Here is a 13,739-nt window from a genome sequence, read left to right as displayed (position 1 = left end):
GATCGTTTAGCGCGCTCTCCAGATTTGGAAACGTGTCCATTTCCTGCATACGACATGCCCCACTTTGCTTTCGAACACGCACTTGGCAGGGCAAAGTTAATGTCCGCATTCCACCCATTGCGGACCTCCTCCCCGCGCGTCACCATGCTCGCCATGGGTGATCCCGCAAGCCGCTGGACCAGGCTGATCCGCTGGGTCGACCGCGATCTGCCCCTGCTCCACCTCACCCCGCTGGTCGCGCTGGCACCGCTCGCCATCGTGCTCCTGGTCGCCGACCCAGGATCGCCCGCGGTGATCGCCGCTTTGGCCGTCTATGCCCTCGTCACTCTGTTCATGGCCTGGCGGATGGTGCGCTGGATCGCCAGGCGGCGCGCGGCCGACCAGCGCGTCCGCCGCGCCATGTTCGGGCGGCTCAAGATCGGCCGCTGGATGCCGGTGACGAGGCGACGGCGTTGAAGATAAGGGAGTAACCGGCACGCCCGAGAGTCTATGCTTGCAAAGTAGGATTTCGCCTGCTTTGCTAACCGCAGGGGTTCGCTTCCCCGGTCTTTGAATGCGTAGACACGGCACTGCGAAAGGACGGGCCTTGGGAGGGCCCGCCCTATGTCAACTTCGTCAACTTCGCCTGCCTCAGATGTCCTGGACGAGCCGCCCGTAGAGCTCGGGGCGGCGGTCGCGGAAGAAGCCGAAGGCGGCGCGGTGGCGGCGGGCGGCGTCGAGGTCGAGCTCGGCCGACAGCACGCCGGTCTCGGTCGCCCCGAATTCGGCCAGGAGGTCGCCGCGTTCGTCGCAGATGAAGCTGTGGCCGTAGAAGCGCTGCCCGCCCTCGTTGCCAATCCGGTTCGCGGCCACCACCGGGACGACATTCGAGACGGCATGGCCGATCATCGCCCGGCGCCACAGCCGGCTGGTGTCGAGGTCGGGGTCGTGCGGCTCGGTCCCGATCGCGGTCGGATAGAAGAGGATTTCGGCCCCCATCAGCATCATCGCGCGGGCGGTCTCGGGATACCATTGGTCCCAGCAGATGCCGACGCCGAGCTTCTCGTGGGCCGGGCCGTCCCACACCTTGAAGCCGGTATTGCCCGGGCGAAAGTAGAACTTCTCCTCGTAGCCGGGGCCATCGGGGATGTGGCTCTTGCGATAGGTGCCCATGATCTTGCCGTCGGGGTCGATCATCGCGAGGCTGTTGTAATGGTGCGGCCCGTCGCGCTCGAAGAAGCTGGTGGGAATCCAGATCTTCAGTTCCTCGGCGAGCTTGCGCATCGCGACCACGCTGGCATGGCTCTCGGTCGGCCTGGCGGTCGCGAACAGCCCTTCGTCCTCGGTCCGGCAGAAATAGGGGCCTTCGAACAATTCGGGCGGCAGAACCACCTGGGCACCCTTGGCCGCCGCCTCGCGAACCAGTTCGGTCACCGCCGCCATGTTGGTGTCGCTATCTCCGCCAAGTTCGAGCTGGAGGGCGGCGACGTGGATCTTGGTCATGGACGTGTAGGCCTTCTCAGTAGCGGACGCCGAGCCGCGTCAGCAGCGCGGTCATGGCGAGGTAGAGCAAAATCGTCATGGCGCAGCCCGCGAGCAGGGCGGGCCAGAAGGCCACGCCCCGCCGCAGCAGCGCCGGGATCAGCAGGAACATCGGCATGCCTGGCAGGAAATACCAGAAGGTGCCCTGAACGAAGTCGGCCATCCGTCCCGCATCGGGCTGCTCCCGCCACAGCCAGATCATGCTCAGCACCGAGACCAGGGGCAGCGAGACGATCAGCGCCGCCAGCGGGGGCGAGCGGCGGGCCAGGGTCGAGGCGAGCGCGACCAGCAGGCCGGAGATGATCGCCTTGGCCCAGAATGCCGTCACCGCGGGATCTGCTGCGAGATGCAGTGGAAGCTGCCGCCGCCGGTCAGGATATGGTCGGCGCGGAGCCCGCTGACCTTGCGGTCCGGGAAGAGCGCCTGGAGCACGGTCACCGCGGCCGCGTCATTGGCCGCGCCGTAGAGCGGGACCACCACCGCGGCATTGCCGATGAGGAAGTTCATGTAGCTCGCCGGAATGGCCTCGCCCTCGACCTCGATCCGCCCGGGGGAGGGGAGATTGACCACGTCGAGCCCGGCCGCCTTCAGCCGCCGCGCGGCATCGGCGTAGATGGCGGCATTGGGATCGTCCTCCGCGGGCATCGGCAGCGCGACCCGCCCCGGCGCGATGAAGCGGGCGAGGTTATCGACATGGCCGTCGGTATGGTCGTTGGCGAGGCCGTCGCCGAGCCACACGATCTTGCTCGTGCCGAGGTCGCGGGCCAGCCGTTCCTCGATCGCCGCCCGGTCGAGGCCGGGATTGCGGTTGGGATTGAGGAGGCATTGCTCGGTGGTGAGGAAGGTGCCCGACCCGTCGCCGTCGATCGCGCCGCCCTCGAGGATCCAGTCGGCCTTGGCGTAGGGGAGGGCGGCCTTGCCTGCGATCCGCTCGCCGATGCTGTCGTCGCCCTCGAGGTCATATTTCCCGCCCCAGCCATTGAAGCCGAAGCCCTGGGCGCGGCGGTCGCTGCCCGAACCGAGCACGATCGGCCCGGTATCCCGCAGCCAGATGTCCCCGAACGGCTCCTCGACCACGGTCGCAAAGGGCGCGAGGCGACGGGCCTCGGCCGCGGCGTCGGGATTGGCGGCAACGAGGATGATCTCCTCGCCCTTGCCGTCAGCATGCAGCGCCGCGGCCAGCGCCGCGACCTCGGCCTGCGCGGGGACGAGATCCTCGACCCACAATTCGGGGTCGCTCGGAAAGCCGATCCACATGGCGGCATGCGGGGCCCATTCGGGCAGCGGGGGACGAAGGTCGGACATGGCGCGCCGCCTAGCAACCCAGACGCCCCAACGCAAAAGGGCGGCCCTGCAAGGACCGCCCTTTCGTGTCGCGAATGAGCCGAAGCTTAGCGCGAGTAGAATTCGACCACGAGGTTCGGCTCCATCCGGACCGGATAGGGCACTTCGTCGAGGGTCGGGACGCGGACGTAGGTCACCTTGGCGGTGCCGTCCGGCGCGACGTAGTCGGGGATGTCACGCTCGGCGAGGCTCTGCGCCTCGAGGACCAAGGCCATTTCCTGCGCCTTCGAACCAAGCTCGATCACGTCGTTCACGTTGATGCGACGCGAGGCGATGTTGCACTTCACGCCGTTGACGCGGACGTGACCGTGGCTGACGAGCTGGCGAGCGGCCCAGATGGTCGGCGCGAACTTGGCGCGATAGACGACCATGTCGAGGCGGCGCTCGAGCAGGCCGATCAGGTTCTGGCTGGCGTCGCCCTTCATCCGGCTCGCCTCGAAGAAGGTCCGCTTGAACTGCTTCTCGGTGACGTCGCCGTAATAGCCCTTGAGCTTCTGCTTGGCGCGCAGCTGGATGCCGAAGTCCGACATCTTGCCCTTGCGGCGCTGGCCGTGCTGGCCGGGACCGTACTCGCGCTTGTTGACCGGGCTCTTCGGACGACCGAAGACGTTCTCGCCCATGCGGCGGTCGAGCTTGTACTTGGCGCTGGTGCGCTTCGACATGATCTTTCCTTCAATTGCGTTTCTTACAGGCTGTCCGGAACCGCGCTGCTGACCACCCAAAGGTGGGGCAGGGCACCCGCTTCACCGGACGTGCGGAGCCAATTGCGAAGGCGCGCCACTAGCGTCGGGGCTTGCGAAGGTCAAGGTCGATGGGCCACAGGCGTCGACCATGAGCGATCATCAAGCGCCCGCCGACTGCACCACCATGGCCGAGGTCCGCGCCGGGGTCGACGCGGTCGACCGCGCGATCGTGGCGCTGCTCGCCACCCGATTCGGCTACATGGATGCCGCCGCCCGGATCAAGCCCGACCGCTCGGCGGTCCGCGACGAGTGGCGCAAGGCCGACGTCCTCGCCAAGGTGCGTGCCGAGGCCGTGACGCTCGGACTGCCCGACCCCGATTTCGCCGTCCATCTCTACGAACAGCTGGTCGAGGCCTCGATCGCCTACGAGCTGGGGGTGTTCGACCGAACCCGCGGCTGAGCGATGGCGCGGAGCATGCCGCGCATCGCCTTCAGTTCGCGGCTCGACCATCCCGGCTTGGTCAGGATGGTGCGGATCGTGTGCCGCGTCGCCTGCGTGCGCTCGGGCGGGTGGAAATAGCCGACCGCCTGCAGATGCTCGTCGAGCTGGCCAATGAGGCCGTCGAGCTCGGCCTGCGGCGCGCGCGGCTCTACTTCGAACGAGGTCGGCTGGACCAGCTCCGCCTGCCGCGACCATTCATAGGCGAGGAGGATCACCGCCTGGGCGAGATTGAGGCTGCCGAACTCAGGATTGATCGGGACGGTGACGATATGGCTCGCGAGCACCACATCCTCGGTGGCAAGGCCCGAGCGCTCGGGTCCGAACAGGATGGCCGTCCGCGCTTCAGAGCCGTGGATGGCCTTGGCCATCTCCTCGGGGCCGACCACCGGCGTCACCACGTCGCGCTTGCGCACCGTCGAGGCGAAGACGAGCCCGCAGTCGGCAATCGCGTCGGCCACGCTGTCGAACACCTGCGCCTTCTCGAGCACGAGGTCGGCGCCGCTTGCTGCGGGGCCTGCGTCGGGGTTGGGCCAGCCGTCGCGCGGGGCGACCAGCCGCATCTCGGTCAGGCCGAAATTGAGCATCGCCCGCGCGGCCTTGCCGATATTCTGGCCAAGCTGCGGCTGGACGAGAACGATGACCGGGGGCTTCGCGCTCACAGCAGCTTCCCCGGTTCAGCCAGTTCGACCGGCTCGCCGACTTCGCCCGCAATCTCGGCGAAATCGCTGGCTTCGGAAAAGTCGCGGTAGATGGACGCGAAGCGGATGTAGGCGACATGGTCGAGGGTCTTGAGGCCCGCCATCACCGCTTCGCCGATGTCGACGGTGGCGACCTCGTCACCGCGGGTTTCGAGCTGGCGCTGGATGCCCGACACCAGCCGCTCGATCCGCTCGGGCTGGATGTCGCGCTTGCGGCAGGCAAAGCCGATCGCCCGGGCGAGCTTGGACCGGTCGAACGGCTCGCGGCTGCCGTCCTTCTTGACCACGACGAGATCGCGCAACTGGACCCGCTCGAAGGTGGTGAAGCGCGCGCCGCAGCCTTCGCACTGGCGACGGCGACGGATCGCCGCCCCGTCTTCCGACGAACGGCTGTCCTTCACCTGACTATCTTGGTCTCCGCAGAAAGGGCAGCGCATCAGGGATAGATCGGGAAACGCGCACAGAGCGCGCGGACGCGCTCGTTGACCTGGCGCTCGACCTCGCCATTGTTCTCGACGCCATTGACGCGCAGGCCCTCGAGCACGTCGGCGACCATGTCGCCGATCTCGCGGAACTCGGCCTCACCGAACCCGCGGGTGGTGCCCGCCGGGGTGCCGACCCGGATCCCGCTGGTCTTGAGCGGGGGCAGCGGGTCGAACGGAATGCCGTTCTTGTTGCAGGTGATGCCGGCGCGCTCGAGGCTCTCGTCGGCGTCCTTGCCGGTGATCCCGAGCGGGCGCAGGTCGACCAGCGCGAGATGGGTGTCGGTCCCGCCGGCAACGAGGTCGGCGCCACGTTCCTTGAGGCGCGCGGCAAGCGTCCGGGCGTTGGCGACCACCGCCTTGGCGTAGGTCTTGAACTCGGGCTTCAGCGCTTCGCCGAAGGCGACCGCCTTGGCGGCGATGACGTGCATCAGCGGGCCGCCCTGGAGGCCCGGGAAGACCGCCGAGTTGATCTTCTTGGCGATTCCCTCGTCATTGGTCATCACCATGCCGCCGCGCGGGCCGCGCAGCGTCTTGTGGGTGGTGGTGGTGACGACATGGGCGTGGCCGAAGGGCGAGGGATGCTCACCGGCCGCAACCAACCCGGCGAAATGCGCCATGTCGACCATCAGATAGGCGCCCACCTTGTCCGCGATGGCGCGGAAGCGGGCAAAGTCGAGGATCCGCGGATAGGCCGAGCCGCCCGCGATGATCAGCTTGGGCTTGTGCTCGAGGGCGAGCCGCTCGACCTCGTCGAAATCGACCAGATGGTCTTCCTCGCGAACGCCATATTGGACCGCGTTGAACCACTTGCCCGACTGGGCCGGCGGGGCGCCGTGGGTGAGGTGGCCGCCCGCGGCAAGGCTCATGCCGAGGATCGTGTCGCCCGGCTGCAGGAGCGCGAGGAACACCGCGCCATTGGCCTGCGCGCCCGAATGCGGCTGGACGTTGGCGAAGCCGCAGCCGAACAATTGCTTGGCCCGCTCGATCGCCAGCGTCTCGACCGCGTCGGACGGATGGCAGCCCTGGTAATAGCGGCGGCCGGGATAGCCTTCGGCATATTTGTTGGTGAAGACCGAACCCTGCGCCTCGAGCACCGCGCGGCTGACGATATTCTCGGAGGCGATCAGCTCGATCTGGGTCTGCTCGCGGGTCAGCTCGCCGCTGACGGCGGCGGCGACATCGGGATCGCTGTCGGCGAGGCTGCGGCTGAAGAAGCCGTCGGGCTGGACGTCGTTGAGGTTGGCGGCGGTGGCCATGTCAGGCTCCTGTGGCGGCGGAAAGAAGGTCGACGCGGCGCTGGTGGCGGCCGCCGGCGAAGTCGGTCGAAAGGAAGGCGGTGACGCAGGCCCTGGCAAGGTCGATGCCGGTCAGCCGGGCGCCGAGCGCGATGACGTTGGCGTCGTTATGCTCGCGGGCGAGCGCGGCCGAGAGCGGCTCGTTGACGAGGGCGCAGCGGCAGGCCGGGTTGCGGTTGACCGCGATCGAGATGCCGATGCCCGACCCGCAGACGGCGATGCCCCGTTCGGCCTTGCCCGCGGCAATGGTCTCGCCGAGCAGGCTTCCGAAGCGCGGGTAATCGACGCTTTCCGGGCCATTGGTGCCCAGGTCGAGGACCTCGTGCCCTTCGCTGCGCAGCCACTCGGCGAGCGCATCCTTGAGCGCGAATCCGGCATGGTCGGCGGCGAGGGCGATGATCATGCCGCGCCCTTAGCGCAGGCCTGGCCGCGATGCCACCGGGACCCGTGCCAAAGTCGGCTTGTCATCGCCCGTCCGCTCACTAGGCTCCGCTGATCGATCAACGGCCCAGAAAGACCGGTCCTGTGCGTATTTCCCTGGTGGCATTGGCGTCTGCCCTTCTCCTCGCCGCGCAGCCCGCGCAGGCGGACTGGGTCGAGGCGAGCAGCGATCACTTCCTTGTCTACGGCGACCTCAAGCCCGCCGAGGCACGCGACTTCGCCGAGCAGCTGGAGCGCGTCGACAAGCTCCTTCGCCTCGTCACCGCCACGCCCGACACGCCGGCCGAGCGGGCCAACAAGGTCACCATCTTTTTCGTCCCCGACATGGCGACGGTGCAGCGGCTTTACGGCGCTGGCGGACAGGACGTCGGCGGCTTCTATCGTCCCGACGCGCAAGGCTCGCTCGCGGTCACGCCGCGCTCGGTCGGGCGGATCGGCGAATATATCCAGCCGCAATCGGTGCTGTTCCACGAATATGCCCATGCGATCCTGATCAGCGGGCAGCGTGCGGCCTATCCCAAGTGGATCAACGAGGGGCTCGCCGAATTCTTCGGGACGGTCGACCCGCGGCCCGACGGAAGCCTGGTGCTCGGGCGCCTGCCGCTGATCCGCGGCTTCGCGCTGGCCGAGCAGAACCAGATGGGCGCCGAGGAACTGCTGACCTCCGACCAGCGCCGGCTGAGCGGCGAGGACACGGGCCATCTCTATGCCCGCGGCTGGGCGATGATCCACATGCTGATGCTCAACAAGGAGCGGGCCGGGCAGCTCGATACCTACATGCGGCTGGTCGGCGAAGGGATGCCGAGCCTGCAGGCGGGGCAGAAGGCGTTCGGCGACCTCGGCAAGCTCGACAGCGACCTCAAGGTCCATCTCCGCTCGCGCAAGTTCCCGAGCATCGTCGTGCCCGCGGCCAAGGTCGGCGGCGGCAAGGCGGCGGTCCGGACGCTCAGCGGCTGCGAGGCGAAGATCATGCCCGTGCGGGTGCGCTCGGCGGTCGGTGTCACCGAGAAGACCGCGGGCGCGGTCGCGCTACAGGCGCGCCAGGCGGCGGTCGGCTGCGACAAGGACGGCTTCGTCCAGCGCGTGCTGGCCGAGACCGAATATGACGCCAAGAACAATGCGCAGGCTGCCGCTGCGGCCGATCGCGCGCTGGCGGTCGATCCCAACAACGTGATGGCGATGGTCTATCGCGGCCGGGTCGATGCCCGGGCGGGCAAGTGGGCGGACGCGCGCAAGTGGTTCGTGAAGGCCAATCGGGCGAGCCCCGACTATGCCCTTCCCCTGGTCCTCTACCACGACAGCTTCACCGCGGCGCGCCAGGCGCCGACCGCGGCGGCGACCAACGGCCTGCTGCGCGCGCTGGTGCTGGTTCCGCAGGACACGTCGCTTCGCCTCCGGCTGGTCATGGCGGCGGTGGGCTCGGGCGACTACGAGCTCGCTCGCACGGCGCTCCTCCCGGTGGCCAACGCGCCGCACGCCAAGCCCGACGCCCCGGCGGCGAAGATCCTCCAGATGATCGAAGCGAAGAAGGACAAGGCCGAGATCACCAAGGCGATGAACGAGGCCAAGTGGAACGAGATCACGACCTTCTGACCCGCGGCAGGAGCCGGGTTCCGCGGCCGGCGCTCTGGCTCGGCCTTGCGGGTCTGATCCCGCCCGTCTTCCTGACGGCCGCCGCTCTGTCGATGAGGGGCGACTTCTGGCCGGTCGCCCCCGGGTTCGTCCGCTCCTATGCGGCGATCATCCTCAGCTTCCTTGGCGGCACCTGGTGGGCCTTTGCCCTGCGCGAGGAACGGCCGCGGTTCCTGCTGCTCCTCATCAGCGTTCTGCCCTCGCTGGCCGGGTGGGTCGCCATGTTCTGGTTCACGCCGTCGCAGTCCCTCTTCGCACTGGCGCTGTTGCTGTGGGGCGCGCTTGCGATCGACCATCTGCTCGTCCGCCGCGGCCTCGCGCCGCCCTGGTGGATGAAGCTCCGGCTCCCGCTGAGCATCGGCCTTGGCCTCTGCTGTGCGCTGAGCGGACTGGCGCTGGTCCGATAATCTTCACTCTCGGCCGCTAGGACGGAGGGGCATGATCTACGGCCTCCTGTTCTTCGCGATCCTCTTCTTTCCGGCAGTGATGGTCGCGGCCTTGCCGTCGCCCTTCTGGCGCCCGGTCGCGGCATGGGTGACGCTTGGCGGGGGCCTCCTCCTGATCGGCGAGCGCAACATTCCCTGGTACGACCAGGGGATGTTCGGCGGCCTCGCCGAGGGCCTGCTTTTGTGGATCCTCATTCCGCTGCTGATCATCGCCTTCGTGCGCGCCTTTCGCGACATCGAAAAGGAGCGCCCGACCCTCCTGCTTTGGGCCGACTGGCACGTGCCGGTCGCCATTCTGGCGGCTGTCTCCTTCTTCCACTGGCTGGCGAACCGGCTGGCGGGGGCAGCTCCAGCGCTCGCGGTGCATCTGGCGACGATTGTCATCGCGGCGAGCCTGTGCGCGGGCGCCGTGCTGGCATTCAGGAAATGGCGGGGCTCGAGACCGGTTCTCGGTGGCGCCTTCGCCTTCCTCGCCCTCTCGGCAGGCGCCTTCCTGCTCCTCGTCGGCAAGGCCGTGCTAACGGCGCGACAGCAGCAGGGCGTCGCCATGGAAGTTGCGGCCGGCCGTCCGTGGTGCGCGCTGACCTTCGCCGGCAACGGCAAGGCCCGCCCCGCGACCAATTGGCTCAACCTCTCGCCACTCGTCTCCCGGAGCGGCGGGCGAAGCTATGTCGAGGACGTCGCCTGGCTTGCGGTGGAGGAGGGCGGCACAGTCACGCGATACCGCGGCTATGCGGGTTCGAACGGCGCCTTCATGCGCGCCGTGACGTCTGCCGACCCCTTCGACCGGGTGACTGCTGGCCGATGCCGGCCCCGCCCCGGCGGAAACCTCGGCTAGGCGGCTTCGCGCATCTCGAGGCGGCTCCAGATCTCGACCAAGGCGCCGGTGAGTTCGTCCTGCATCGCCTCGTCGTGCCACGGCCCCGGGGTGAAGCGCAGCCGCTCGGTGCCCCGCGGCACGGTCGGGAAATTGATCGGCTGCACGTAGAGGCCATATTCGGCGAGGAGGATGTCGCTGATCGTCTTGGCCTTGACCGGACAGCCGACCAGCAGCGGCACGATGTGCGTCACCGTTTCCATCACTGGCAGGCCGGCATCGGCGAACTTGCGCTTCAGCATCGCGGCGGCGGTCTGCTGGCCGGTCCGCTCGGCGTCGCTCGCCTTGAGGTGCCGGACGCTGGCGAGTGCGCCGGCGACCAGCACCGGCGACAGCGAGGTCGTGAAGATGAAGCCCGGCGCATAGGAGCGGATGCAGTCGACGATATTCTGGTCGGCCGCGATATAGCCGCCCATCACGCCGAACGCCTTGCCCAGCGTCCCCTCGATGATCGTCACCCGGTGCGCGACCGCGTCGCGTTCCGAAATGCCGCCGCCACGCGCGCCGTACATGCCGACCGCGTGGACTTCGTCGAGATAGGTCAGCGCGCCGTAGCGCTCGGCAAGGTCGCAGATCGCACCGATCGGGGCGACGTCGCCATCCATCGAATAGACGCTCTCGAAGGCGATCAGCTTGGGCGTGTCGGGATCGGCCGCCGCCAGCAGTTCCTCGAGGTGGGCGAGGTCGTTGTGGCGGAAGATCTGCTTCTCGCAGCCCGAATTCTTGATCCCCGCGATCATCGACGCGTGGTTGAGCTCGTCCGAGAAGATGATGCAGCCGGGCAGGAGCTTGCCGAGCGTCGACAGCGCCGCCTCGTTCGAAACGTAGCCCGAGGTGAAGAGCAGCGCGGCTTCCTTGCCGTGAAGGTCGGCGAGTTCGGCCTCGAGGTCGACGTGATAATGGGTGTTGCCGCCGATGTTGCGGGTGCCGCCCGAGCCGGCGCCGACGTCGTGCAGCGCTTCTTCCATCGCCGCGACGACGGCCTCGTGCTGGCCCATTCCGAGATAATCGTTCGAGCACCAGACGGTGATCGGCTTGGGGCCGTTATGTCCCGCGAAGCAGCGCGCGTTGGGGAAGGATCCCTTGTTGCGCAGGATGTCGATGAAGACCCGATAGCGGCCCTCATCGTGCAGCCGGTCGATCGCTGCCTGGAATACGGATGAATAGTCCAACGCTTTGAAGCCTCTTGCTCGATCGCGCCTGTAATCAATCTAGGCGATCAAGGCCAATGCAAACGACTCGCAAGTCATACATGCCTTAGGTCGTCCAGATTAAGGGCGGTCAATGCGCGGGCCAATGGGACATTCGGTCCACCCCCCGTGAACACCGCGATCCCGCGCGGCGCGACGCTCGGCCAGGGCTGGCCTTCAGTGAGGTGGGCGATCCGCCGGGCGATACCAGGACCGCCGTCGATCTGCGCCACGCCCGGCAGGGCAACGGCGAGCTCGTCGGCGAGCAGGGGGAAGTGGGTGCAGGCGAGCACCACCACGTCCATGCCCTGGCCGGTCAGCGGCGCGACCGCGGCCGCCACGTCCGCGGGAGCGATCGCCTCGCCCCCAAGTTTCGCTTCGGCCAAAGCGACGAGTTCGGCCGAGCCGTGGCGGAGCACGGTGCAGTCGGCGGCGAAGCGGGCAGCGAGATCGTCGACATAGGGCTGGCGGACGGTGGCCGGCGTGCCGAGGACCCCGATCACCCGGCTCTTCGACATCGCCGCCGCCGGCTTGATCGCGGGCACGGTTCCGACCACCGGAATGTCGAGCGCGGCGCGGACGAAGGGGAGGGCGATCGTCGAGGCGGTATTGCAGGCGATGACCGCGAGCCGCGGGCGGAATCGTTCGGTCAGCCGTCCGAGCAGGGCCGGCACCCGCGCCGCAATCTCCGCCTCCGAGCGGGTTCCGTAGGGGAAGGCCGCGCTGTCGGCGACATAGACGATCGGCGCCGTCGGCAGCAGCGCCCGGGTCGGGCCCAGTACCGACAGTCCGCCGACCCCGGAATCGAAGAAGAGGAGGGGCGCGTCGGCGGCTTCCATGGCGCGCGCTTGTGGCGGTCGTTGCGCGGTCGCGCAATGGCCACTAGCCTTCGCCCCACGATGACGTTCCAGCTCCTGCTTCCCCTTCTCCTCGGCTACCTCCTCGGTTCGATCCCCTTCGGCCTCGTCCTCACCCGGCTGACCGGGCGCGGCGACATTCGCGAGATCGGGTCGGGCAATATCGGCGCGACCAACGTGCTCCGGACCGGGTCGAAGGGCCTCGCCGCGGCGACCCTCCTCCTCGATGCGCTGAAGGGAACGGCGGCAGTGCTGCTGGCGGAGCAGCTCTGGCCGGGCAGCGGCCGCTATGCCGCCACCGGGGCGCTCGTCGGGCACCTCTATCCCGTCTGGCTCCGGTTCAAGGGCGGCAAGGGGGTCGCGACCCTGCTCGGCATCCTCCTCGGCCTCGCCTGGCCGATCGGCGCCATCTATGCCGCTGTCTGGATCGGGCTTCTGCTGATCGTCCGGATCAGCTCGGTCGCCGGCATGACCGCCGCGGTCAGCGCGCCCATCGCCGCCTCGCTGATGGGGCGCCCCGAGCTCGTGCTGATGCTGGCCGGTTTCGCGCTGCTGATCGTGTGGAAGCACAAGGAGAATATCGCGCGGCTGCTGGCCGGGACCGAACCCCGGGTCGGACGCTCCCGCCAGTGAGCGACGCGGACCTCCTCGCCCGGGTCCGCCTCATCCGGACCCCGAGCATCGGTCCGATCACCTGCCGCCAGTTGATGGCCCGCTTCGACTCGGCCGAGGCGGCGCTTCATGCCATTCCCGATCTCGCGGCCCGCGGCGGCGGTCGCCTCCCGGCCGTCTGCAGCGAGGACAGCGCCAGGAGGGAGATTGATCGCGTGCGCCGGCTCGGCGGTCGTTATCTCGTATCGGGCCAGGGGCTCTATCCGGCGCTCCTCGCCGAGGCGGACGATGCGCCCCCGCTGCTGACCGCGCTTGGCGACGTCACCCTGCTCGACCGGCCGCTGGTGGCGATGGTCGGCGCCCGCAACGCGAGTGCCGCGGCCTGCCGCTTCGCCCGCAGCCTCGCTCATGAGCTCGGCCGTGAAGGGCAGGTGGTGGTGTCGGGCCTTGCCCGCGGGATCGATGCCGCCGCGCATGAAGGGGCGCTCGAGACCGGCACGATCGGGGTAATCGCCGGCGGGCTCGACATCTTCTATCCGCCCGAGAACGAGCGGCTGCAGAAAGCCGTCGCCGAGCGCGGGCTGGTGCTTGCCGAAATGCCGCCGGGGACCGAGCCCCGTGCCCGGCACTTTCCCTATCGCAACCGGATCATCGCCGGCGTGTCGACCGGGACCGTCGTGGTCGAGGCGGCGCCGCGCTCGGGGTCGCTGATCACCGCCCGGCTCGCCGCCGAGATGGGCCGTGAGGTGATGGCGGTCCCCGGAAGCCCACTCGATCCGCGCGCCCAAGGCTGCAACGATCTGATCCGCGACGGCGCGACGCTCATCCAGAATGCCGCCGACGTGATCGAGGCGCTGCGTCCGGGCCTCGGCGGCGTGCGCTCGGGTCGCGACCTCTTCGACCATGCCGATGCATCGCTTTCCGCCGATCCGTCAGAGCCGGACGCGACGGCCCGGGCGGCGGTCGAGGAATTGCTCGGACCGTCGCCGGCCCCGGTCGATGAGCTGGTCCGCCTGTCCGGCCTCGACACCGGCGCCGTCCAGCTCGTCCTCCTCGAACTCGACCTCGCGGGCCGCCTCGATCGCCACGCCGGCGGCAAGGTCAGCCTGCGGATGGGTTGACGGGGGCCATCGGGGCCCATCACCCTCGTGCGTAT

Annotated in this window: 17 protein-coding genes; 7 read left to right on the top strand and 10 right to left on the bottom strand. The window is 68.6% G+C overall.

Annotation, left to right across the window (positions count from 1 at the left end; genetic code table 11):
* Positions 1–99 precede the first annotated feature (99 nt).
* Positions 100–456 (top strand): hypothetical protein, encoded by a 357-nt coding sequence (locus tag AC4GYU_RS12875; protein ID WP_491087351.1) that lies wholly within the window; start codon positions 100–102, stop codon positions 454–456.
* A 174-nt stretch (positions 457–630) separates the two neighbouring features.
* Here the strand turns inward: AC4GYU_RS12875 and aguB are convergent, their stop codons facing one another.
* From aguB to rpsD, 4 genes are all read right to left on the bottom strand, one after another.
* Positions 631–1,482 (bottom strand): N-carbamoylputrescine amidase, encoded by an 852-nt coding sequence (aguB, locus tag AC4GYU_RS12870; RefSeq protein WP_491087350.1) that lies wholly within the window; start codon positions 1,480–1,482, stop codon positions 631–633.
* A gap of 16 nt (positions 1,483–1,498) precedes the next feature.
* Positions 1,499–1,849, bottom strand: a complete 351-nt coding sequence (locus AC4GYU_RS12865) for a DUF3147 family protein (protein WP_491087349.1) — start codon at positions 1,847–1,849, stop codon at positions 1,499–1,501.
* On the bottom strand, positions 1,846–2,826 hold the full coding sequence (locus AC4GYU_RS12860; protein ID WP_491087348.1) for an agmatine deiminase family protein: 981 nt from the start codon (positions 2,824–2,826) through the stop codon (positions 1,846–1,848). Before AC4GYU_RS12860 ends, AC4GYU_RS12865 begins: the two co-directional genes overlap by 4 nt.
* A gap of 86 nt (positions 2,827–2,912) precedes the next feature.
* Complete coding sequence (gene rpsD, locus AC4GYU_RS12855) at positions 2,913–3,527, bottom strand: 30S ribosomal protein S4 (RefSeq protein WP_491087347.1); 615 nt, start codon at positions 3,525–3,527, stop codon at positions 2,913–2,915.
* Positions 3,528–3,696: 169 nt separating this feature from the next.
* On the opposite strand from rpsD, the gene AC4GYU_RS12850 reads away from it, so the two are divergent.
* On the top strand, positions 3,697–4,008 hold the full coding sequence (locus AC4GYU_RS12850) for a chorismate mutase (RefSeq protein ID WP_491087346.1): 312 nt from the start codon (positions 3,697–3,699) through the stop codon (positions 4,006–4,008).
* Here AC4GYU_RS12850 and AC4GYU_RS12845 read toward each other — a convergent pair.
* The 4 genes from AC4GYU_RS12845 to rpiB are packed head-to-tail and all read right to left on the bottom strand — an operon-like array spanning position 3,972 to position 6,931.
* Entirely contained in the window at positions 3,972–4,709 is a 738-nt protein-coding gene (locus tag AC4GYU_RS12845; protein ID WP_491087345.1) for an RNA methyltransferase, read from the bottom strand. The genes AC4GYU_RS12850 and AC4GYU_RS12845 overlap by 37 nt on opposite strands.
* Positions 4,706–5,185 (bottom strand): transcriptional regulator NrdR, encoded by a 480-nt coding sequence (nrdR, locus tag AC4GYU_RS12840; protein WP_491087344.1) that lies wholly within the window; start codon positions 5,183–5,185, stop codon positions 4,706–4,708. The genes AC4GYU_RS12845 and nrdR overlap by 4 nt, the downstream gene beginning before the upstream one ends.
* The gene (glyA, locus tag AC4GYU_RS12835) at positions 5,185–6,489 is read right to left on the bottom strand and encodes a serine hydroxymethyltransferase (protein WP_491087343.1); all 1,305 of its coding nucleotides are present in this window, start codon (positions 6,487–6,489) and stop codon (positions 5,185–5,187) included. The genes nrdR and glyA overlap by 1 nt, the downstream gene beginning before the upstream one ends.
* A 1-nt stretch (position 6,490) precedes the next feature.
* Positions 6,491–6,931, bottom strand: coding sequence for a ribose 5-phosphate isomerase B (gene rpiB, locus AC4GYU_RS12830; RefSeq protein WP_491087342.1), 441 nt, complete (start codon positions 6,929–6,931; stop codon positions 6,491–6,493).
* Between the two features lie 122 nt (positions 6,932–7,053).
* Between rpiB and AC4GYU_RS12825 the strand changes: the two genes are divergently transcribed.
* From AC4GYU_RS12825 to AC4GYU_RS12815, 3 genes are read left to right on the top strand one after another with little or no spacing between them, the layout of a single operon-like run.
* Positions 7,054–8,562, top strand: a complete 1,509-nt coding sequence (locus tag AC4GYU_RS12825; RefSeq protein ID WP_491087341.1) for a DUF1570 domain-containing protein — start codon at positions 7,054–7,056, stop codon at positions 8,560–8,562.
* Positions 8,538–9,008 carry a DUF3429 domain-containing protein gene (locus AC4GYU_RS12820; RefSeq protein ID WP_491087340.1) on the top strand — a complete coding sequence of 157 codons (471 nt, stop codon included), beginning with the start codon at positions 8,538–8,540 and terminating at the stop codon, positions 9,006–9,008. The genes AC4GYU_RS12825 and AC4GYU_RS12820 overlap by 25 nt, the downstream gene beginning before the upstream one ends.
* A gap of 31 nt (positions 9,009–9,039) precedes the next feature.
* On the top strand, positions 9,040–9,885 hold the full coding sequence (locus AC4GYU_RS12815; RefSeq protein WP_491087339.1) for a hypothetical protein: 846 nt from the start codon (positions 9,040–9,042) through the stop codon (positions 9,883–9,885).
* Here the strand turns inward: AC4GYU_RS12815 and hemA are convergent.
* Both hemA and murI read right to left on the bottom strand, forming a co-directional pair.
* On the bottom strand, positions 9,882–11,096 hold the full coding sequence (gene hemA, locus AC4GYU_RS12810; protein WP_491087338.1) for a 5-aminolevulinate synthase: 1,215 nt from the start codon (positions 11,094–11,096) through the stop codon (positions 9,882–9,884). The two genes, AC4GYU_RS12815 and hemA, sit on opposite strands and share 4 nt — an antisense overlap.
* 74 nt (positions 11,097–11,170) lie before the next feature.
* The gene (gene murI, locus AC4GYU_RS12805; RefSeq protein ID WP_491087337.1) at positions 11,171–11,953 is read right to left on the bottom strand and encodes a glutamate racemase; all 783 of its coding nucleotides are present in this window, start codon (positions 11,951–11,953) and stop codon (positions 11,171–11,173) included.
* A 60-nt stretch (positions 11,954–12,013) separates the two neighbouring features.
* Between murI and plsY the strand changes: the two genes are divergently transcribed.
* Positions 12,014–12,604, top strand: coding sequence for a glycerol-3-phosphate 1-O-acyltransferase PlsY (gene plsY, locus AC4GYU_RS12800; RefSeq protein ID WP_491087336.1), 591 nt, complete (start codon positions 12,014–12,016; stop codon positions 12,602–12,604).
* A complete protein-coding gene (dprA, locus tag AC4GYU_RS12795; RefSeq protein ID WP_491087335.1) occupies positions 12,601–13,704 on the top strand; it encodes a DNA-processing protein DprA in 1,104 nt (367 codons plus the stop codon). The genes plsY and dprA overlap by 4 nt, the downstream gene beginning before the upstream one ends.
* Positions 13,705–13,739: the final 35 nt, after the last annotated feature.

This window comes from Sphingomonas sp. SP2, assembly GCF_058313385.1.
The sequence above is the reverse complement of the archived record's forward strand: the minus strand, read 5'-3'. Positions and strand labels throughout refer to the sequence as shown.